11 protein-coding genes and 1 tRNA gene are annotated in these 21,493 nt (G+C 39.0%); 7 read left to right on the forward strand and 5 right to left on the reverse strand.

What is annotated here, in order from left to right; all coding sequences use genetic code 11:
• Nucleotides 1-4 precede the first annotated feature (4 nt).
• The 4 genes from NNJ73_RS06240 to NNJ73_RS06255 all read left to right on the forward strand — a co-directional run bounded on the left by NNJ73_RS06240 (nt 5) and on the right by NNJ73_RS06255 (nt 2,688).
• Nucleotides 5-490 carry a phage tail protein gene (locus tag NNJ73_RS06240; RefSeq protein WP_254493163.1) on the forward strand — a complete coding sequence of 162 codons (486 nt, stop codon included), beginning with the start codon at nt 5-7 and terminating at the stop codon, nt 488-490.
• Complete coding sequence (locus NNJ73_RS06245; RefSeq protein ID WP_254493165.1) at nt 487-741, forward strand: tail protein X; 255 nt, start codon at nt 487-489, stop codon at nt 739-741. Before NNJ73_RS06240 ends, NNJ73_RS06245 begins: the two co-directional genes overlap by 4 nt.
• Nucleotides 741-1,724 (forward strand): phage late control D family protein, encoded by a 984-nt coding sequence (locus NNJ73_RS06250; RefSeq protein ID WP_254493241.1) that lies wholly within the window; start codon nt 741-743, stop codon nt 1,722-1,724. The genes NNJ73_RS06245 and NNJ73_RS06250 overlap by 1 nt, the downstream gene beginning before the upstream one ends.
• Before the next feature lie 142 nt (nt 1,725-1,866).
• Entirely contained in the window at nt 1,867-2,688 is an 822-nt protein-coding gene (locus NNJ73_RS06255; RefSeq protein ID WP_254493243.1) for a DNA adenine methylase, read from the forward strand.
• Between the two features lie 184 nt (nt 2,689-2,872).
• Here the strand turns inward: NNJ73_RS06255 and NNJ73_RS06260 are convergent.
• From NNJ73_RS06260 to NNJ73_RS06280, 5 genes are all read right to left on the reverse strand, one after another.
• A tRNA-Gln gene (locus NNJ73_RS06260) sits at nt 2,873-2,946 on the reverse strand.
• A 65-nt stretch (nt 2,947-3,011) separates the two neighbouring features.
• Nucleotides 3,012-3,770 (reverse strand): ABC transporter ATP-binding protein, encoded by a 759-nt coding sequence (locus NNJ73_RS06265; RefSeq protein ID WP_254493166.1) that lies wholly within the window; start codon nt 3,768-3,770, stop codon nt 3,012-3,014.
• Complete coding sequence (locus NNJ73_RS06270) at nt 3,767-4,717, reverse strand: iron chelate uptake ABC transporter family permease subunit (protein ID WP_254493167.1); 951 nt, start codon at nt 4,715-4,717, stop codon at nt 3,767-3,769. The genes NNJ73_RS06265 and NNJ73_RS06270 overlap by 4 nt, the downstream gene beginning before the upstream one ends.
• On the reverse strand, nt 4,710-5,666 hold the full coding sequence (locus NNJ73_RS06275; protein ID WP_254493168.1) for an ABC transporter permease: 957 nt from the start codon (nt 5,664-5,666) through the stop codon (nt 4,710-4,712). The genes NNJ73_RS06270 and NNJ73_RS06275 overlap by 8 nt, the downstream gene beginning before the upstream one ends.
• A 106-nt stretch (nt 5,667-5,772) precedes the next feature.
• On the reverse strand, nt 5,773-6,723 hold the full coding sequence (locus tag NNJ73_RS06280; RefSeq protein WP_254493169.1) for a siderophore ABC transporter substrate-binding protein: 951 nt from the start codon (nt 6,721-6,723) through the stop codon (nt 5,773-5,775).
• Between the two features lie 199 nt (nt 6,724-6,922).
• Between NNJ73_RS06280 and NNJ73_RS06285 the strand changes: the two genes are divergently transcribed.
• The 3 genes from NNJ73_RS06285 (at nt 6,923) to NNJ73_RS06295 (ending at nt 20,745) form a co-directional block, all read left to right on the forward strand.
• Nucleotides 6,923-13,063 carry an autotransporter outer membrane beta-barrel domain-containing protein gene (locus NNJ73_RS06285; protein ID WP_371923240.1) on the forward strand — a complete coding sequence of 2,047 codons (6,141 nt, stop codon included), beginning with the start codon at nt 6,923-6,925 and terminating at the stop codon, nt 13,061-13,063.
• Between the two features lie 672 nt (nt 13,064-13,735).
• Complete coding sequence (locus tag NNJ73_RS06290) at nt 13,736-16,837, forward strand: autotransporter outer membrane beta-barrel domain-containing protein (protein ID WP_254493172.1); 3,102 nt, start codon at nt 13,736-13,738, stop codon at nt 16,835-16,837.
• Nucleotides 16,838-17,889: 1,052 nt separating this feature from the next.
• Nucleotides 17,890-20,745 (forward strand): autotransporter outer membrane beta-barrel domain-containing protein, encoded by a 2,856-nt coding sequence (locus tag NNJ73_RS06295; protein ID WP_254493173.1) that lies wholly within the window; start codon nt 17,890-17,892, stop codon nt 20,743-20,745.
• Nucleotides 20,746-21,493 lie beyond the last annotated feature (748 nt).

Here is a 21,493-nt window from a genome sequence, read left to right on the forward strand (position 1 = left end):
GAGTATGCAAGATCCTTTGCTGATGTTGGGACCGCATCAATTTTATGTGGACTGGTTGAACTTCCAATCGTTTGAGGAAGAGTTTTCGGCTTCATGGGTTTGCTTAGAGCGTTTTGGTGGGGCCCCTGGTTTGCAATTTACCGGTTATGGCAATGATCCCAAAACCATCCACGGGGTATTATTTCCAGAAGAGTTTGGGGATCGGGTTGCCATTGATGCCATCACCAGAACCATACGTGCGGCTCAACCCGTTCAGATGATCCGTTGGATGAGTGATGATAGCTACAGTGCCTTAATGCTTGGATCCGTGGTGATTACCAGTGTCACGAAAGACCATGACTATATTAGCCGCTCTGGTCAATCGGGGCGTATTCGCTATTCCATTAGCCTGTTGCCGTTTTTTGATGGGGGAAAACCACAAGGTCAATATCAAGTGGGGCCATATCAAATAGGGCAATACCAAGGGGGGCAAGAGGAGGATACCTCATGAAGATCCCCGCAAAACAGCTTGTGGTCGAACTAGAGGATATGAGTTTAGACCTCATTTGTTATCACTATGCCTTGTCTGTTTTAGGAGACCGGAGGCAAGCTGGTTTACTGAAAGGTTATTTAGAAGCCACACTGGAGGCTAATCCAGAGATTGCGGGGTATGATGCTTTTTTGCCGCGGGGCTTAAAGGTTCTTTTGCCTGAATTTATTTCCCAAGAAAAAAACAGCGTGGTCAAACGGCTATGGGATTAATGCGCACACATCCCTTTATTGAGGTAAGGGTAGGGGAGAAGCTTGTTCATGAAGTTTTTTACCAACGTCTTTTAACGGCAACCATCACAGACAATGCGGGTAATGAAGCCGATACATTCGAGGCGGAATTTGATGATAGCGGCAATGATTTAGAGATCCCCTCCAGGAACACTGCGCTCCATGTCACCTTTGGTTATGAGAACAGCATTCGTGCCTTTATGGGGCGTTTTGTTGTGGAGACGGTGATCAGTTGTGGGGGCAGTGATGGAGAGATTTTGCGCCTTTGTGGCAAAAGCGCTTCCATGCGTGCGGAGATCAAAGAACAGGACAGCGAGCATTTTGACCACAAAACCATTGCTGAGATTGTTGAGAGCCTTGCCAAACGTCATGGTTATCAAGCAAAGGTCAGTCCACAATTTACCAAACAGACTCTTCCTTATGTGGTGCGCACCGATCAATCGGCGATTGATTTTTTAACCCGCCTTGCTGATCGGATGCAGGCACGTTTTTTGATCAAAGACAATAAGTTTTTATTTTTAAGCGGGGACAATCTCCCGCTTCAGACCATCCATCAACAGGAGTGTTCCCATTGGGAATTTAGTCTCGAGCCGCGCACCCAATATGGCATGATAGAAGCACGGTATTTTGATCGCGCAAAAGGGCAACAGCATGCCGTTACGCATCGCACAGGGTATACGGGCCCCATTCGCCGTCTGCGGACGTGCTACCCTTGTGAGCAGCAAGCTTTAGCTGCGGCTGCTTCTGAGTCGGATAGGCTTTGTCGAGCCATGGGCAGTGGGTCTTTAAGCCTTGAGGGGCGCCCTGAAATCATGGCGGGGCAACCGCTTTTGCTTCAAGGGTTTCGAGGCGAAATCAATGGCCCATGGCATGCTGCAACCGTGACCCATCGCTATGAAAAGCAAAGCGGATACATCACAGAAATTACCCTAGAAGCGCTAAATCAAGGAGAGGAACAAAAATAGAGGCTGGGCTGGTCACCCAGCCAACGGGAGAAAGTTTTGCGACAACCCCGTCCGATGCGACTTAACTTAACATCGCAGCCGCTTCTTATCACTTAAAGTAATGAGAAGACGGCTAATATAGATGAAAGAGTGTAAAAAAATGATGGATATACTTCATAAGGAAAAATTAAAATCTGTTGAACCTATCTCACCCGCTGCTGCTTATATTGGGGGCAAAAGAAGATTAGCCAAAACCATTATCAAAATCATTGAAGATATTCCACATAGCATTTATGCTGAGCCTTTTGTTGGTATGGGTGGAATATTCTTTAGACGGAAACTGATTCCATCTACTGAAATTATCAATGATTTTTCAGGAGATGTGGTGAATTTTTTTCGGGTGTTACAACGCCATTATCACCCCTTTATAGAACTGTTAGCGTTTCAAATAAGCAGCCGTGAGACGTTTGAACGCTTACAGACACAAAATCCAGAAACGCTTACGGATTTAGAACGGGCTTTGCGGTTTTTATATTTGCAGCGTTTAAGTTTTAGTGGGAAAGTAGCAGAGCGTACGTTTAGAGTTGAGACAGACCGGTGTGCACGGTTTAATCCCTTCAAACTTGAAGGTATGTTAAAGCTTATTTACCGCCGTTTAGCGAGAGTTATCATTGAACATTTAGACTGGTCTGATTTTATTGTGCGTTATGACCGGCCAAATACTTTGTTTTATCTTGATCCACCTTATTTTGGTGTTGAAGATTATTATGGCAAGGACTTGTTTAAGCGGGAGGATTACCAGATGATGTCTATGCTGCTTGCACAATTAAAGGGGAAGTTTCTTCTCTCTCTCAATGATGTGCCAGAGATTCGAAAAACCTTCAGTCAATTCCATATAAAAGAGGTGAGAACAATTTATTCCTGTAATTTGTCAAATAATGCGATTCCGGTAAAGGAACTCATCATTACCAATTGTGATATTTAGGAGAAAAGAAAAAGATTCATTAAAGGGTCTTTAAACAACCTTTGAAAGGACTTTGAAGCTCCTTTGAGAACCCCTTAAAAATCATGTGAAGCAAAATAAATTGGTACAAAACCTGGTGGCAAAATATACAAAACCTGCTGACAAGCTACAGCTGGCAAGCTACACTGGCAAGCTACAGCTACATTGGCTGGGGAACTTGGATTCGAACCAAGATTGACGGAGTCAGAGTCCGCTGTTCTACCATTAAACTATTCCCCAATAAGCCAATTTTATCATCTCTAGCAGATTTTACAGTGTAGGCAAGTGTAAAAAAATCTTTATGCTTATCGATAGTAAAGAGCAATAGGAATATCATTGATTGTTTTGATTTGAATATCGATATCATAAATGTCTTGAAGAATTTCTGGTTGCATAATTTCTTTGGGAGTCCCAAAATAGGTTGCTTTCCCATTTTTCAGTGCAACGATCATATCTGAATAAGATGAGGCAAAATTAATATCATGCATAACAATAAGAATGGTTTTTTTCAGCTCATCAGCTGTGCGGCGTAGCTGCTTCATCATAGAAACAGCATGTTTCATATCCAGATTGTTTAATGGTTCATCTAAAAGAAGATAATCAGTATCTTGGCAGATAACCATAGCGATAAAAGCACGTTGACGCTGCCCCCCAGAAAGCTCGTCTAAAAAACGGTCTTTTAAATCTTGTAAGCCAAGATAGCGTAGTGCACTGTCGATGAATTGTTTATCTTCTTTACTATACCAGCCTTTTGAATAAGGATAGCGTCCGAAACTTACTAAATCGTACACGGTTAAACGGAAGGATAAAGGATTATCTTGACGCAAAATGGAGAGCTTTTGAGCCAAAATATCATGGGGCATTTTATCAATATCAAAACCGTCGATATTAATTGTTCCTTTGTCGTGTGGTAAAAGACGTCTTATCAGCATTAGAAGAGTTGATTTTCCCGAACCATTAGGTCCAATAAGAGAAGTAATTCCCCCTTTTGGAAGATAAAGACATAAATTATCGATAATCAATCGTGCTCCGTAAGCCTTGGAAAGATGATTGATCTCAATCATTTTACTTTTCCCTTCATCAGTAACATTAAAAAAACAATCCCTCCACAAAACTCAATAATAAAACTTAAACGTCCTGCCATGTGAAAAATTTGCTCTAAAATAAATTGTCCTCCCACCAAACAAATAATCGCTAATAATATTGCAACTGGCACAACAACACTGTGTTTTGCTTGAGGTGAAAGTTCATAGGAAAGGTTGGCAACGAGCAGTCCAAAAAAAGTGACGGGGCCTACTAATGCGGTGGAAATAGAGACAAGAATGGAAATAAAAATAAGAATAGCTGTCGCACTTTTGTGGTAATTAACGCCAAGATTGAGAGCACTTTCACGTCCTAAAGCCAAAATATCAAGAAGATGACGTGAACGCCACCCAATTAAATTCACAATGAAAACAATTATTGTGGCAAAGCTTATGAGGGACGTATTAAATTTATTAAAATTTGCAAACATAATATCTGTTAGATTCATCATCTGGTCTGGATTGAGTTGCAATTGCATAAACATCCGTAAACTGAAAAAAAAGCCGCCTAAAACAACACCAATTAAAAGCGTCAAGTGAAGCCCTTTTAGGCTTCCTGAAAATAGCCAGCGAAAAAGACTTATGGAAAAAAGAATGAGAATGAGGGATTCGAGAATGAGCTGTCCTTCTTCACTCAAAAAGGGTAAAGAAAGAGAGCCTACAAAATATATAAGGATAGTCTTTATTAAAATATAAAGCTGATCAAATCCCATAATTGAAGGGGTCAGAAGACGGTTATTAACGATTGTTTGAAATAAAACCGTAGAAACACTTATTGCATAGGCAATAAGAAGCAGAGAGATCAGTTTTGTCAGACGAAATGTCCATGTATAAACATTGATATTCCACGTCATGTAAAGACTGATGACCGTACATGCTATGATGATAAGCGTTGTTAGTACACATGTTGTTTTTTTGCTTCTATCCAAGACGCTTTCTCCAGCGTAAAAGCAGTATCATAAAAATAAAACTACCGATCACGCCCATTATGGTACTGATGGGAATTTCAAGAGATGGATGAATGATTCGTCCTAAAAGATCACAAATCAAGACCAATCCTGCACCGCTGATGGCTACCCAAGGAGCAGTATAGCGCATATTATCTCCCATAAAACTTGAAACAATATTTGGAATAATCAATCCAACAAAAGGAATACGACCGACGGTACAGACAACAACAGCAGTGATTGAGGCGACAATAAAAAGACCAAACAACATGACAACACGATAATTTAACCCAAGGTTATTGGTTAAATCTTCTCCTAAGCTTGCAACCGTAAAGCGATCAGCAGTACAATAGGCTAGAAGACAAAGGGGAAGGGAGAGCCATAAAAGTTCATATTTCCCCTCAAGAATCATAGCAAAACTACCAAATAAGTAAGCTTGAAGAGAAGGAAGGAGCATTTCATAATCTGCAATGGCATTGGTTAACGAGCCAATAATATAGCTTAGCATAATTCCTGTAAGGGGTACAATGAGAGCTGATTTTAAAGGAATGCGGCGCAATAAAAACATAAAAAGTAAAGTGCCCGTCATGGCAAAGAGTGTCGCAATGATCATTTTTCCTAAAACAGGAATATCGGGTAGAAAAATCATAATAAAAAGGATGCCAAGGGAAGCAGATTCAACGGTTCCAGCGGTTGATGGTTCGACGAAGCGATTACGTGTCAACAGTTGCATAATCATGCCTGAAAGTGCAAGCGCTGCGCCTACTAAAAGGATTGCAATGGTACGAGGAAGACGCGTTTGCCAAAAAATAAGCCACGCATGGGGATCTGCTGCGAAGAGATCAGAAGGTGTGACATCAGAATAACCAACAAAAATGCTGAAGATGGACAAAAAAATTAGAAGGGTTATGGTTATCCAATAATTCTTCACGTTATAATCATTTTCTCATAAAACTTAACAAAAAAACAAAGGTTGCTTCATAAACAACCTCTGCTTTTAAATTTTATTCATAGAGCAAGCAAGCTCTTTTGTACGCTTATTTGCTCTTTGTAAAGGCTTCATTGATTTGCTTAGTGGTTTCAAGGAGTCCCGTTAAACCACCACTTGCACGATACCAACTCCAAGAGTCTAAATAAATAATTTGGTTTTGTTTGCTTGCTGTTGTACGGTGAACAAGCTCATTGTTGAGCAGTTGTGCTGCGGATAGTCCTTCTCGTCCAATTGCCGCATCACGATCAATCACCAACAACCAATCAGGATTTGTTTCAAGAATAAATTCAGGGGAAATGAGTTGCCCATGTTTTTGTACAGTGAGTTTATCGGTTGCAGGAGCAATTCCAAAAGCGGAATGGAAAATATCAAAACGTGATTTTAGTCCCAAAGCACTTATTTTCCCGCCAGAGGTCATGAGGACGAGCCCTGTACCTTTCCCTTGGGTATTTCTACGGACTTCAGCTAAAGTTTCATTGAGTTTTGCAATTTCCTTTTCTGCTTTCTGTTCTTTGCCAAAAATTTCCCCAAGGATAGACACATTTCGTTTAATATCTTCAAGAGAATTTTCGTTCCCTACTGTTAGATCAATCGTTGGAGCGATTTTGGATAAATCGTTATATTTTGTTTGCGTTCTGGAGGAAATAATAATCAAATCGGGTTGAAGAGTGGCAATTTTTTCATAATCTGGTTCAAAAAGAGTGCCGATTTTTTCATATTTTGCATCATCAAATTGTTGCAGATAAGATGGCTTTTTTCCTTCAGGAATACCAACAACCGCTTTAATCCCGAGATGATTCATATTATCAAGCGAGGCAAGATCAAATACAACAACTTTTTGCGGAGAAGCGGGAACAGAAGTTGTGCCTGAAACATGATTAATAGTTACATTTGTTTGGGTATTCGTATTTGCGATACTTGCTTGTGTCCACAAAACCGTTGCAAAGCTCATTGCAACCAGTAAGACAGAAGTCACGCATTTCATATATTTTATCATCGTGATTTTATCCTTTTATCTGATATTACAAGGTTTTTAGCACTTAAAAACCTTAACCTGGGCATTTTTATACACAAAATGATAAAACAATAAATAACACTATGTTGTAAAGTTGTCTGACATATGTTACAAATTGTTCACTTACCTCATTTTCACTTAATTCTAGTGTTTTTGCAACATTATTTAGAAAGTTTGACATATGATTAATGTATTTAAAAAGCGTACACGTTTGTACGCACTGACAACAAGTGCTTTCTTCTTTTTACAAGGTGTAGACGTGTCTGTGGGAAATAGTTGGTGGACATTGTTTCCAATAACATTACCATTCTCAACAACATTGACAGGATCATTATCAAAGCTTTCAGAAATGCTTCCATTATCTATTGAAGGATCTAGAGATTCTTCTGAAAGTTCTTCTTTACCCAGAACAGAGCAACTTTCTGGATCCCAGAGACAAGAAGATTCTCAGAATGCTATTCCTGTTTCTGACAGTAGTAGTGATTCTGGTGTTTCTGAGGGTAAAGTGGTGGATATTCCTGTACGTTGTACTTTGAGTAACGCATCTTCGCCTGAATCTCAGCTTAGCGCTCCTATTTTTTGTAATGATGGTACTACACATACACTTGCAAGAAAAGAAGGAGCTTCTCGACTTCAGCTTAAAGCAGGAAAATATGGTTCTGCTATTTACGTAAGTGGTCCTTCGTCTACAGTCTTGAATGTATCTGGAGTATCTATTTTGGCTGAGGATGTAGTTGGGAACATTAATCCTAACGGAGTTGGAGAACAGCAAATTCGGATGAATGGGGCAGGTAATAGGGTAGGTTCTGTGTTTGTGGATGGTAAAACTAAACTTGGCGCTAAGATTAGTTTGGAAGATTCAAGTATTCAGGGATTTGTGTTTGGGCTTGGAGCTTCTCATCTTGGAAAGATTTCTATGAATAATGGTTCCCTCAAAAATGATTATGTGGAGGCTATGGCTTCAGAAGGAGGGATTATTTTTTTGAGTAATACACCTATTAGCGTAAAGACAATTGGTTTGTGGAGTAACACTAGATCTTTAGTATCGATGCAACGAGGGAGTCTTTCATTTGATGACTATGGAATAGGAGTTATCTCTTCAGAGATGGGGATCGTTCTATTAGATGGAGTTACAATTAAAGGGGGTTCCAATAGAGTTGGACCCCAATCAATGCATCAAGGGACGAGAGAAATTGGTTCTATTCAGCAGCAAGATTCTGCAGTTGTGGATGATCTTAGTGGTCAAGGAGATTTGTTTCAGGATATTAGACGTACTGTTTTGATGTCACGTGGAGGTTATATTTCGTTTAGTAATGGGGAAGTTAATATTCCCGATGCTGCTTTTTTGCAAATTGGCGCGAATGTTCAAGAAAATTTTATTCAAGATATTGAAAGTGATATCAAATCTCTTGGGAAAGGACTTGAAAATATCAGTGATGAAGATATCCGTGCTACTATTGTGGATTATAGTGGAGCTTCTTCTTTGTCTAGACCTTCTCATTCGTCGTTTCTTCCTTTTATAGCTCCTGATGCTTATTCCGAAGCTAATGATAAAGAAGGTGATGGTAATAACTTTGCCAAAATTTTGGATGGGGTTACTTTCGATCTATTTAATATTGTGAATTTTAAAGAGAATTTTGAGGGCTCTGAAGTAGAGTTTAACGGTCTTTTAAATTTAAATGCCACTATAAAATCTTCATCTATTCAGGTGTTTGGTAAGAGGTCTTATGGTATATATTTTGATAATGAAGTTGGAATACAACACCGTAATGTGGTTGGAGAACAGCAAGGTAACAGAGCACAAAGTGATAGAAATGAAGAGTTGCATGCGGTTCTTTTACAAAAAACTCGTCTTAGAGTTCCTGATGGTATAGCTGTTTATAGCAATGGTTTAAGTGCTGATGTTTTTGTACAATATGATTCAACGGTTTCGGGTGGACTTTTTTTGAAAGCTGAAAAATTTGCTGATCTATCGGTTTTCGTCCACGACTCTGTCATCTCTGGCGCTACTCGTTTTGATAAGGGGTCTCATGCTAGGCTTTTTTTATCTCATGGAGCAGAATGGTATGTATCAAAAAGTTTATATGAAAATTCAGAAGATGCAGGTCGCTATCAGAATTGTATAGATTCATGTATTTCATCGGTAAGTCTTAGAGATAGTAATATTATATTTTTTCCTTCAAGAAGAGATGTAAATAGTGAAAAAAATCAAAGTAGCAGTACTGTCACTGAGTATCGAACTCTTCACATTGGAGAAGGAAAAGGCACTGTTTACAGTGCTAGCGGAAATTCTGTAATTCAATTCAACGTAGATGTATCTGGTGAAGGTAGTGGTCAAATTTCTGATAGGCTGTTGATTCATGGTGATGTTTCTGGAACGACTAATGTGAGGGTGAAGGCTCACACAGTAGGTTGGCATGCGAATCAACATAAATATAGTATTCCACTTATTCAAGTTTTTGGAAAGGCAAAAGAAGGATCTTTTAGGTTAGCAAATGGTATTAGCTCAAGTAATTATATTTCGCTCGGAACTCCTTATCAGTATGTTCTTCGTGCTTATACTTATAGTCCAACTTTTCCTGCTAAAGTGCAACCTTTTGATAACAGTCAGGTGGCAGAAGATAGCGAGATTTGGGAATTTCGTTTAGAAGATAAAAGACTGCCCGTCGAGCGTGATGGCGTAGATCCTAGGACCTCGCAATCTGTAATACCTGTGCTCTCTTATCTTCAGAATCTAGGTGAGGATTATTCGGCGTATGATGTCTTACAAGCAAGTAATGAGCTAGATATTTATCGTCTTGTTCGCCCGAGCACAAATGGGATTAAAGGGGGAGAATATATTAAAGAGGTAGAGTATACGGTGGATGGAGTGGTGCCTGTAACAACAGGTGAAAATAATAATGGAACTTTGAGTGTTCCTTCTCTTAGAAGTTCAAGTGAAGGCACTGGAAGTGATGTAGGGTATAGCATAGTAGAAGAAGATAGTGGTGATACCGTTACGGATATGGGATTAACTACGCCTCAGACTGTTGTGAGTTCTGTTCCTTCTCCTACCATATCTTCTGGTGATTTTGTTGTATCTCAGAAGAAGGAAACTTCTGATTCTGCAGGATCTGAAACATCTGAAACAGAGGCTACTCCTTCTACTACGCCTTCTGTATCTTCTGCTGCAGCTGAAAGGACTGCATCTTCTGGTCTTGCGAGATCTGAGTCATCTGATACTATCGTATATACTGTTTTATCAGATACGTCTCCTTCATCTAGAGGTAGAAGTTCAATAACTTTAGTACCTAATTCAGTTGCGAGATCTGATTCAGGTAGGATTTCGGTGATATCGACAGATGGAGTTTCTGTAACATCTGGTCGTGTTATATCAAATAAGCTTGCACCTATAACCTCAGCAGCTTCCGTAAGGCTTTCTTCTCTTAAGGTTTCTGAGGAATCTGTTGCACCTTCTTCTGAGAAATTTGCTACATCTTCTGGTGGAGCTGTTGGGCGTATTCTCCCGACTGATGGAGCTGCTAAGGAAACTGTTTCTTCTACGTGTGGTGACGCGGGGAAGAATGGTGAGAATGGATCACAGACTTCTTATTTGTGTAGTGACGGTAAAACATATATAATAACAGGTAAAATACTGAAGGCAGATGATAAAGCTCAGCATCCTATGTATGCAAAAAATCAGAATACAGTTATTAAGTTAGAGGGAACTACAATTAGTGGTGCAGATTCCTCTGATAGTAAGAATGATATTGCTCTTACGACATTGCAGCCTGTGAGTACTGTGCTTGCAGAAGACGAGGCCAAGGTTATTTTGGATAAAAACTCTATAATTCAATCTTCTGTGATTGGGCTTGAAGCGCAAAGAGGTGGGAAGGTTGAGATGATAGGAGGAACGGTCAGTGCTCGTTATGTGGGAGCTTTGGCAGATTCTGGATCATCTATTGATTTGAAGGATACGAAAATTAACGTGACAGGGAATTTTGCTGCAGCTGGTCTGGCGAGTCAGGCTGGTGAGATAACCATGAATTCTGGGAGTATTACCCTGGCAAAGGGAGTGGCTGTGAGGTCAGAAGCTGGGGGTAGCGTTAAATTGAACAAAGTTAACATTACTGCGAAAAAAGCGATAGGAAATTTAGATCCTGCAGAGAATTGGGACCGTGCAGCTTTTCTATTGAGTGATAATGCTTCTGTTGATTTTAAGAATGGGAGCGTTGTGACTGATGGACATGCTTTGTGGGTTATAAAGGGTGATGATGTGGTTGAAACGGGGACTTCTAGGAAGAGAAGATCTTCTGAGGTTCGTTCTGCTGTCAATCACGCGAATATCGAGGCTTCTACTGTTAAAGTAGAGGGTGATGGGACTTATGGTATCTATTTTGATGGCTTAACACAGAACGAAGGGAGTCAACAAAATCAGAGTAAAGATTTAGCAACTGAGAAAGCAAATGTTGTTAAGCGGAGTGCTATATCCACCAAAAGTGCTATATCCACCAAACAGGAGAAAACACCTATAAGCATGACGGGAACAGTTTCGTTGAAACAAACTGATTTTGAAGTTGCAAAGGGTATAGCGATCTATGGTAATAATTCTGCTGGACATGTTTCATTAGAAAATGAAACAACTCTTACGGGTGACTTATTGTTAAAAGCTGAGAATAATACTAATGTATCGGTTTCAGTTGATAATTCTATTGTGACAGGCGGTGTTCGCGTTACTAAAGATTCCTATGCAAAACTAGATTTAGTCAATGGATCAGAGTGGATTCTCAAAAGAAGTGCACAGAAGAGTTTGGCTACGCCAGATTCAGGATGTGTAGATTCATGCGTTTCTTCTGTGAGACTTGTAAATAGTGCTATTAATTTTAAATCTTCGGAATCTGGAGAAAAATATCAAACTCTTCATATTGGAAGTGGCAATGGCATAGTTTATGAGGCACAAGGTGATGCTGTCATTCATCTCAATGCACGTTTAAATCCTCATGATTCAAATGGTCAGCAAGTAACGGATCAACTTGTCATTCATGGTGATGTTTCTGGAAAAACAAAAATACATGTACGAGGTGATGCGGGTAATGTAGGAAATGGTCAAGCAAATGCCAAGATTGCTCACAGTGTTTCCATTATTCAGGTCTATGGACAAGCGAAGAAAGATTCTTTCCAACTCGATGGCAATTATGTTGCACTGCGGAATTCACCTTATAAATATACTCTTCGGGCTTATGGTCCAGAAGCGACTTTAAAACAAGAGCATGTTCAGCAGAAATTTGTTAAGGATGGTGGAGCGTTTTGGAACTTCCGTTTAGAAAATCAGTATGTTAAGTCTGCTGGATCTGCTGCCCTTCCAGATCAATTTGTCAGGTCTGTTGTTCCACAGGTTCCAACTTATCTTGTCTTACCTAATAGCGTATTCCATGCTGGTTTGATGGATATTAACAATCAAAATAAGCAGTTGGAAACATTGCGGATGACTTCTACTGGAATGGTAGAGGTTCGCGAGAATCCTGCTCTCTATTTACGCGGCTATGGTGGAAGTTATCGTTATACTTCAGATTTATCTGCGCTTGAATATGGTTATAATGGTGATCTTGATTATCGTGGTGTAGAGGCTGGTGTGCTGCTGCAAACTATTGAAAATGCTGACAGTGCTCTATCCTTTGGGGTTATGGGAACGTATGGAAATCTTTCTTTGCAACCTTTGAATGTTGAGCAAAGTCAAAAGAGTGCATTTGATAAATGGACTGCTACGGTGTATGGTAGCATGCAGCATAATATGGGCTTCTATGTCGATGGTCTTTTATCTTATGGTTTGTTCAAAGGTGATGTTCTCACTCTTGCGCGCGGTAAGACAGCAACATTGAAAGGTAATCCTTTGGGTGTTTCTTTGATCGGTGGACAGACAATTGCGACAGGGTATAAAGGTTTTGTCTTTGATCCGCAGGTTCAGGTTGTATATCAACATCTCCAATTTAATAAGGCCCGCGATATTGACAATTTTGATATTGAAATGGGTAACCTTGATCAATGGGTGGCACGTGTTGGTGGACGCTTAACCAAGAATCCTACAGGCTCTGAAGGTGTGAATGCTGTTGCTTTCTATGGTAAGCTTTATCTTGCTCATGGTTTTGGAGAAAAACAGTCTGTGCATTTTAATGATGCTTTCAAGTTAGGGGCGTTTGGTTCTTCACTAGAGGCTGGGGTAGGATTTAATGCCAAATTGTTGCCTCAGTTCTCTCTGCATGCTGATATTCTCTATCAACATAAGCTTAATAAAGCTGGTTTTTCTGGAGCAAGTTTTTCCGGAGGCGTACGTTATCAGTTTTAATATAAGGTACAAGATGTACCTTTTAAAAAAAGGCAGCACAGTGTGCTGCCTTTTTCTTTATAACAACTTGTGTTGTTTCTAAAAGATTCTCTTCTTCTTGATATGAATAGAAAAGACACGTTTATTGTGCGCACGAGCGCGTTTTTCTACGATAAAGCGAATTTTCTTAAAACTTTCACTGATGATGATGCGATAGAGTGATACATTTGTATGGGCTTTTTAAGCGTTCAGAAGTCCAGTATGTGTTATGATATCTTTTTTAGTGCCGTATTGATATACTCTAATATCATATTTGATGCTTTCTAAAGCTCGTTTTTGAGCGTTTGTTTTCACTGATTTAAATTATTTTTTTCATTCATCTCTTTGTGGATTAATTTGTAAAGTTCACAAGGTTTGATTGTGTTTTTAATTAATTACACGCGTCGGTTTTATTTTTTCTTTACACGAAATACAGAATGCATTATACACTTATAAAGTGTGTTTTGTCATTATTCTCTTATAGATGGTTTGTACGTAGAGTTTTTGCCAAGTTTATAGGGATGTTCATTACACGGTTCAAATGAGCATGAGGCATGTCTTTTTTGTTACACCTTTCGTTTTGAGGTGCAGAGCGACATGTTTTTCGAGTGCTTTTGTTTTCAATGAGAGGGGAAAGAAAGTTTCGAGGGAACTATGATTAAAGTGTTTAAAAATCATGTATGCCTATGTGTTTGTACAACTGCTATTTTTTCTTTTCTCCAAAATGGAATAATTATTGCTGCAAGTGCTAATAATCGTAACTATGATAGCATCCCAATCTCTATTTCTTCAAATGTGGGCTATGCTCTCAGTAACGTTGAGGGATATCCTATTGCTCCTCTTCCTATTAGTTATGTTGAGGGGTATCCTATTGCTCCTCTTCCTATTAGTTATGTTGAGGGGTATCCTATCTATAGTGGACACAGTAATGGTTTTAATTTTTTTGGCGGATATAGGAGGGAAAGTGGAAGTAGGTATGGCTATGAAGTCTATGAAAACGATAAGCTTATAATACATGATAGTGCATATTATATATGCGATAATTGCAAAAAGAGCCAAATTAATAATAAGTTTTATCAGATTACTCCTAATAATAATTCCCAATATCCAAATGATCCTACAGCTATAACCGTGAAGGGAAAAGATACGCAAGTTGAGGGAGAAAATGTAACGGTTAGCAGTCAAGTTGCGGATAAAACTTTTCTAGTGGGTGTGCACGTATTAGAGAACGGTAAGATTGTTTTGGAAAAACCGACGCTCAAAAATACAGTTATAGCCCTTCGTGCGACTAATGGGATGATTGAGGTCAAGAATGGAAAGATTGAGGACAGTCAAGAGGGGGTTGATGCAGCAGACAGGTCATTTGTTCTTTTAGAAGATACAGAAATTAAGACGGCTCATGGGAATGCAAGTATTTTGAGTTATGGTCGCTCAGAAGTTCGGATGTTAGGTGGGGCCGTTGATTTTATGAACAGTCACGGTGTTTCTGCAATGTTAGGGGGAAAGCTCTTTCTTGATGGTGTTACTGTTACTGGAAAGGGGCAAAAAGGCAAAAACCATGCGGTCTTTTTAATGGATGAAGGGGGAAAGGTTGAATTTAAAGGGGGAACTGTTGATGTTGAGGATGCGCATGGTATATTGTTAAAAAATTCAGTCAAGTCCTTATCTGGACCAGAACGATCTGGGGAAGAATCTGAAACCGAAGATGACGTTGAGGATTTATCGAATAACTTTTATGTGACTGAGGCTAATCTTAAGTCTTCTTCTGTTAGAGTAAATGGGAAGGGATCTTATGGTATCTATTTTCAGGGAGAAAAGCCATGGAGCAAAGGTGAGGATAAAAAAGAGGAGACTTCATTAGAGGAAGAAAAAGTACCACCGCAATTAGAAGTTGTTAATTTGGATACAACAAAGTTTTCTGTTTTAGATGATACGGCTCTTTATGGTGAAAACGTTATTTCTGGTGTGGTGAGTTTGATGAAAAGCACTCTTCAGTCAGGGGATTTTTTATTAAAAGCTGAGAAAGGGGCTTCTATAACCGTTTTGGCTGATAACTCTACGCTTGAAGGTCGTACACACGTTGATCAAGATTCGAATGCCGAACTTTATTTGGGAGGTGGTTCTAAGTGGATTTTACAACAAAAGTTGCCAACAGATCAACATGAGGATGCAGAGGATTCTTCTATTTCACTCGTCAGTCTTATGGGGGAGAGCTCTATTCATTTTAAAAGACAAGACCCTTCTTCTGTTGATGATTATCAAACACTTTATATTGGAAAGGGAAAGGGTGAAGTTTATAAAGCACGGGAAGGTGCCTCTATTTCTGTGAATACCTATCTGAATAGTGGTGGTTCTCTTGAGCATCAAAAGACTGATCGTGTTTTAATTCATGGTGATGTTTCTGGGAAAACAAAGCTCCATGTGCATGCTGTTGCAGGAAGTCCGGGAGGATACACGGGAAGGGGAGGGAGTAATGAAGGTATTTCAATCATTCAGGTCTCTGGACAAGCAAAGCAAGATTCTTTTCAGTTGGAAGGGGGATATGTAGCGTTAAACGAATTACCTTATCAGTATAAGCTTTATGGTTATGGTCCAAGCTCTGAATTAGGGGAGGCGGATTCTGCTCAAAGATTAGTTGGAGGAAGCGAAAAATTTTGGGATTTTCGTCTTGAGAGTCGATCTATTGATGATGTTAAACCTGAACCAGATCCAAGTCCAATCCCCCCTCCTGGTCCGACACCTCCTCCAGGACCGGCTCCAGAGCCTCATCCTCGTCCTAAGCCGGGCGTTAAAGCTGTTGTTCCGCAGGTTCCGACTTATTTGCTTTTGCCTAATGCCTTACGTCATCTTGGTTTGATGAATGTTAGCAATCAAAATCAGCGGTTAGAAGCTTTGCGAATTGCTTCTGGTGGCTTATTAGAAAGTCGCGAAAATCCTCTCTTTTTTGTGCGCGGTTATGGTGGCAGTCATCGTTATACTTCAAATCTTTCTGCACTTGAATATGGTTATGGTGGCGAGCTTGATTATAATGCTGTAGAGGCAGGTATTTTACTAAAAGCAATCGAAAATATGTATGGAACCACTTCTTTTGGAATTATCGGGTCTTACGAGAAATTTTCTTTGCACCCTTTGAATGTTGAACAGAGTCAAAAAAGTACCTTTGATAAATGGTCAGTTGCGGCATATGGCGGTATGCAGCATGATGCAGGTTTTTACGTTGATGGTCTTGTGTCTTACGGTTTGTTTAAAGGGGATGTTCTCACAACAGCGCGTGGCAAGACGGCAACATTAAAGGGAAATCCTTTAAGTGCTTCAGTGACGGCTGGTAAAACATTTATGGTGGGAGAGGACGGTTTTGTTTTTGATCCACAAGTTCAGGTTGTTTATCAATATCTTCAATTTAATAAAGTGCGTGATGTGGACGGCTTTGATATTGATTTAGGAAAGCTTCATCAGTGGGTAGGGCGTGTTGGAGGGCGTTTAACAAAGGTGCTGGTTGCCGCTGATGAGGCTCAAGTTATTTCTTTCTATGGCAAGCTTCATCTTGCTCATGGTTTTGAAGGAAAACAATTTGTGCATTTTAAAGATGCTTTTCAGCTAGGTGCTTTTGGTTCTTCATTAGAAACTGGATTAGGTTTTAATGCCCAATTGTCTCAAAAATTTGCGCTTCATGGTGATTTGGTTTATCAGCATAAGCTCACGAAAGCTGGTTTTTCTGGAACCAGTTTCTCTGGTGGATTGCGTTATCATTTCTAGTGTTGTTACTGTTTTTGTTTAATCTTTGAAAAAACCACAAGTTATGCTTGTGGTTTTTTTGTTTCTCTATGCATTTTGTTGTTATCGCCTTTTATAGAGTATGAGTTTTGCATTTCTTTCATATTGTTTATAATATGCTGATTGATAAAGATATTTTTTAATTGAGAATGCTAAAAATATTTTCAATCTCTTGAATTCATAAAAAGCTGTCGTTTGCATGGGGAAGGATCGGCAGGTGGATAAAAAGTCATTGAAGAAAAAGCGCCCCATATCGTTTTGTGAATTGTGTCGAGAGGAGGGGATTTACACTATTAGAAGTTGGTCAAACGAGGCTACTTCATTTTACGAAAACATGATGAGCGTTGTATCTCAATCAGCTTTATATTATATCCGGCATCATTGTGAAATGAGCTTGGAAAAAATGAGAGATATTAATATTGTTTTTGAAAATGTGTTTTCTTTAAAGAATGCGATAAATAAAGGAAAGCGCATGTAATCTTTGTTTTTTGAAGATCGGGTTCTGGACTACTTTTCAATGTTGTAAAGTCGAATAAGAAGATGATAAAAATAGGAACTGATTTTATTTTATACGTTCTTATTCTTTCTAAATTAAGCTGTCTTACCCTAAAGATTGCCTAAAAGCAGATGTATATGCCCCTTCTGTTTTCCAATTTTGGCATATGTTTTGTCTGCTTACGGAGCATACATTTTTTCAATAGAATATTTATTGCAAGGATATTGGTTATACAGGCTCTGGGAATTGATGAGGTAGCAGTTTAAAATAGGCATTTTTAATGCATGCAAACCGATTAAAACTGTTTTTGCAGAGAGCGATTTTAAAGGTGATTTTTCTCTTGTTTTGCAGCTCTATTTTTATAACTTTTTTATAAAAATGACAAATTTAGATTGTATTCTTTAGTTATTTTCTAATTCTATATTTACATAAAACACAAAAAATATTAATAATCTCAATATATCGAAACAAAACGTATTAAATTTTTTATACGTTGAATGTTTCTCTTAAGTAAGGTGGGCAAAATTATGGTGGAATTATGATCAATCTATTAAAAAATCGTTTCTCCTTATGTACTTTTACGACAGCACTTCTTTTTTTGACACATCATATTGATGGTTTTGCGCACAATGCTGAATCTCAAGTTCCCTCTGAGAAAAAGCAGTCTTCATGTGGTCAGAATACAGCATTTTATCAGTGTGATGATGGTGAAAAACATGAAATTAATAATAAAGTTTATTCGCTCATAGATAAAAAGGTTGATAGTATTATTCATGGAGCGATAGAGGCTTCTAAGAAACATACATCTATTCATGGTAAAAATATAACTGTTAAGGGTAATTTGGCTGAAAAGAATAATTCGGAAAAGAAGTTTTGGAAATATGGTGTAAAGGTATCAGAAAAGGCAGGAGTCTTTCTGTCCGACTCCACGTTGAGTGGTGTTTTAGTGGGGGTAGAATCTCAAGGTGGCTTCATTGCAATATCTGGCGGATCGATTGATGCAATTAATGTGGGGGCTTTGGCAGGAGGGGAATTTAAAAGTTCAGTTCATTTAACAAATACTAAAGTGAGCTTTGGTGGTATTGGAGTTAAAGCAGGTGAAAAAGGACATCTTGTTTTAGAGGGGGTCTCTATGAATAGTAAGGCTGGTACTGGCAAAGGGGGACAAGGGCAGAATGCAGGTCATCAGGATGATCATGCTGCTTTTCATATATCTGGAAATGGTTATGTTCAGTTTATGAAAGGTTCTGTTGATGTGAGTGATGCCCATGGGCTTTTATTGCAAGGAAATAAAGGTCTTCAGGTTAATATCGGAGATTCCAATATCACAGTGAAAGGCAATGCAGTTCATGGTATGCACTTTGAAGGGCAGTCAACATCAGAGGGTCAGAGAGAAAAAGCACGCATTGATTTGAAAAAGACGCATTTTGTTGTTCCAGAGAGTATAGCTCTTTACAGCAGTAAATTGGGGAAATCTGACATATCATTAAAGGACACAAAGCTTTTTGGGGATTTGTTGCTGAAAGTTGAAGGTGGCTCTTCTATAAAGGTTACTGCTGATGCTTCTGCGCTTGTTGGTCAAACTCAGGTTGATAACAGTTCTATAGCTGACCTTGTTTTGAAAAATAACTCACAGTGGGCTTTGTTGCGACCAAGACATCAAAATTTACACGGTCCTGATTATAAAGATGTTTCATTTATTTCATCGATTAATCTTTCTCATAGTTCTATTGTTTTTGAAAAACCAAGATCCAATACTGCTCATACCTATCAAACGCTTTATATTGGAAAAGGAAGTGATATTGCTTATCAGGCATCAGGGGATGCTTGGATTCATTTGAATGCACGTTTAAATCCCCATGATACAAGTGACCATCAAGTAACGGATCGGCTCCTCATTCATGGTGATGTTAAGGGAAAGACTATAGTGCATATACATGGGGTTGCGGGAGGCTTAGGAGAAAAAAATGAAAAAGCGCATAGTGTTTCAATTATTCAAGTTTATGGAGATGCATCGCCTGACTCTTTTCAACTGAATGGGCAATATGTTGCATTGGATGGCGCACCTTATAAATATATTCTTCGTTCTTATGGACCAAACGCTACTAGAGGGGAAGAACATGTTAAACAGCGATTTGCTCAAAACGGAGGGGCATTTTGGAATTTTCGTTTAGAAAACGAATATGTTCAAACGTCTACTGATTATAGAGACACTCCTATGGTTTCTAAACGGACACCTCCTGTACATGCTTCTTTTGAGGATATTATTCCAGCGTCCTCTGAGGATGTTGTTTCGGCGTCCTTTGGAGGTGCTGTTCCAGCATCCTCTGCGAATGTTGTCCCAGTATCTTCTGGAGATGTTGTTCTGGCATCTTCTGCGGATAGTCTTTCTAAGATTGAAACTGTTTCTCTATCTGGGCGCGGTGTAAGATCTGTTGTTCCGCAGGTCCCAACGTATCTTATCTTGCCAAATAGTTTGTTCCACGCTGGTTTGATGGATATCAGCAATCAAAACAAGCAGTTAGAGATACAGCGTGCTCATCCTCGTGAAATATTGGAAATTCATGAAAATCCTGCTTCATTTTTGCGTGGTTATGGGGGGAGTTCCCGTTATACTTCAGATTTGTCTGCGCTTGAATATGGTTATGGAGGCGATCTATGGTACTATGCTCTAGAGGCAGGTGTTTTGCTACAAAAAGTTGAAAACGTTGAGAGTGCCATATCCTTTGGGGTTATGGGATCGTACGGAAAGCTTTCTCTGCAACCTTTGAATGTTGAACAAAGCCAAAAAAGTACATTTGATAAATGGACTGCTACAGTCTATGGTAGTTTGCAGCACGATACAGGATTTTATGTCGATGGTCTTTTATCTTATGGCTTTTTTAAGGGCGATGTTCTGACAACTGTACGGGGGAAGACAGCAACATTGAAGGGAAATCCTTTAAGTGTTTCCTTGATGAGTGGTCAGAAAATTGATACAGGATATGAGGGTGTTGTTTTTGACCCACAAGCTCAGGTTGTTTATCAATATCTTCAGTTTAATGAGGCCCGCGATATTGATCATTTTAATATCGAGATGGATAAGCTTGATCAATGGATGGTGCGTGTTGGTGGACGTTTGATGAAGACACTTGCTGTGCCTGAAAAGGATCGTGATGTTTCTTTCTATGGGAAAATTCATTTTGCTCATGATTTTGGCAAAGAAAGATCTGTGCGCTTTAAAGATTCTTTCCAGTTGGGAGCTTTTGGTTCTTCTCTAGAAGCGGGATTGGGGCTTAATGCTCGCTTGTCTCAAAATTTCGCGCTTCATGGGGATTTGGTTTATCAGCATAAGTTGAGCAAAGGTGGTTTTTCTGGAATCCGTTTTTCTGGTGGATTGCGCTATCGTTTTTAGGATGATTGCCTTTGGGGTTAATTTTTTAAACAAGCCACAAGCATCGCTTGTGGTTTTTTTTTATTATTATTTTGTTTGCAACTTTGAAGATAAGCTTTTTTAAAGAATGTTTTTTGCATGAGAAAATTTGTTTCTTTTTAGAAACGAGATAAAGCGTTCTGAGGCTCCGTTTTTGCTGTTTTTTCCTCTATGAAAAATATTTTTTTATAATAATGCATTGTTTTTTATATTGAATAAAAAATATGAATATCGTCGGGCTTTCTCATTTTAGATCTGGGCCACGTTGAATCAATCAAAATCATTTGTTTACACGTTACAAGGGAGAGGTCGTGTGAATAAAAATGAGGATAAGAAAGGAGCCAAAAAGTCTCTTATGAATCGCCTCAAGGGTCCAAGGGCTGTTGCAACATGTTAGGGTTGGTAACGTGAGGGATATATTGGCTTACTTATTCATCAGTGTAAAGATGGGATGCTCAATGAATTGACCATTATATCCTTCTACGGGCGCTATCGCGAAATGAACTTCGATGTGTTGAAAGAAGTGTTTTTCAAATAAGAATACACATTATACATAAAAATTAATAAAATCAATATGTTGAGTGCAATTATTTTATATGAATCCACTTAAGAATCCATCCTTTTATACGTGATTCATTTGACCATTTTTATAAAAGATTGCCGTGTATGAATAGAGCATAAAAAGCAAATCATGATGTAAATATTATAACGCATGTGTGTATTCAAATGA

This window comes from Bartonella sp. B1099 (assembly GCF_944801835.1).
In the GTDB taxonomy this organism is placed as follows: domain Bacteria; phylum Pseudomonadota; class Alphaproteobacteria; order Rhizobiales; family Rhizobiaceae; genus Bartonella.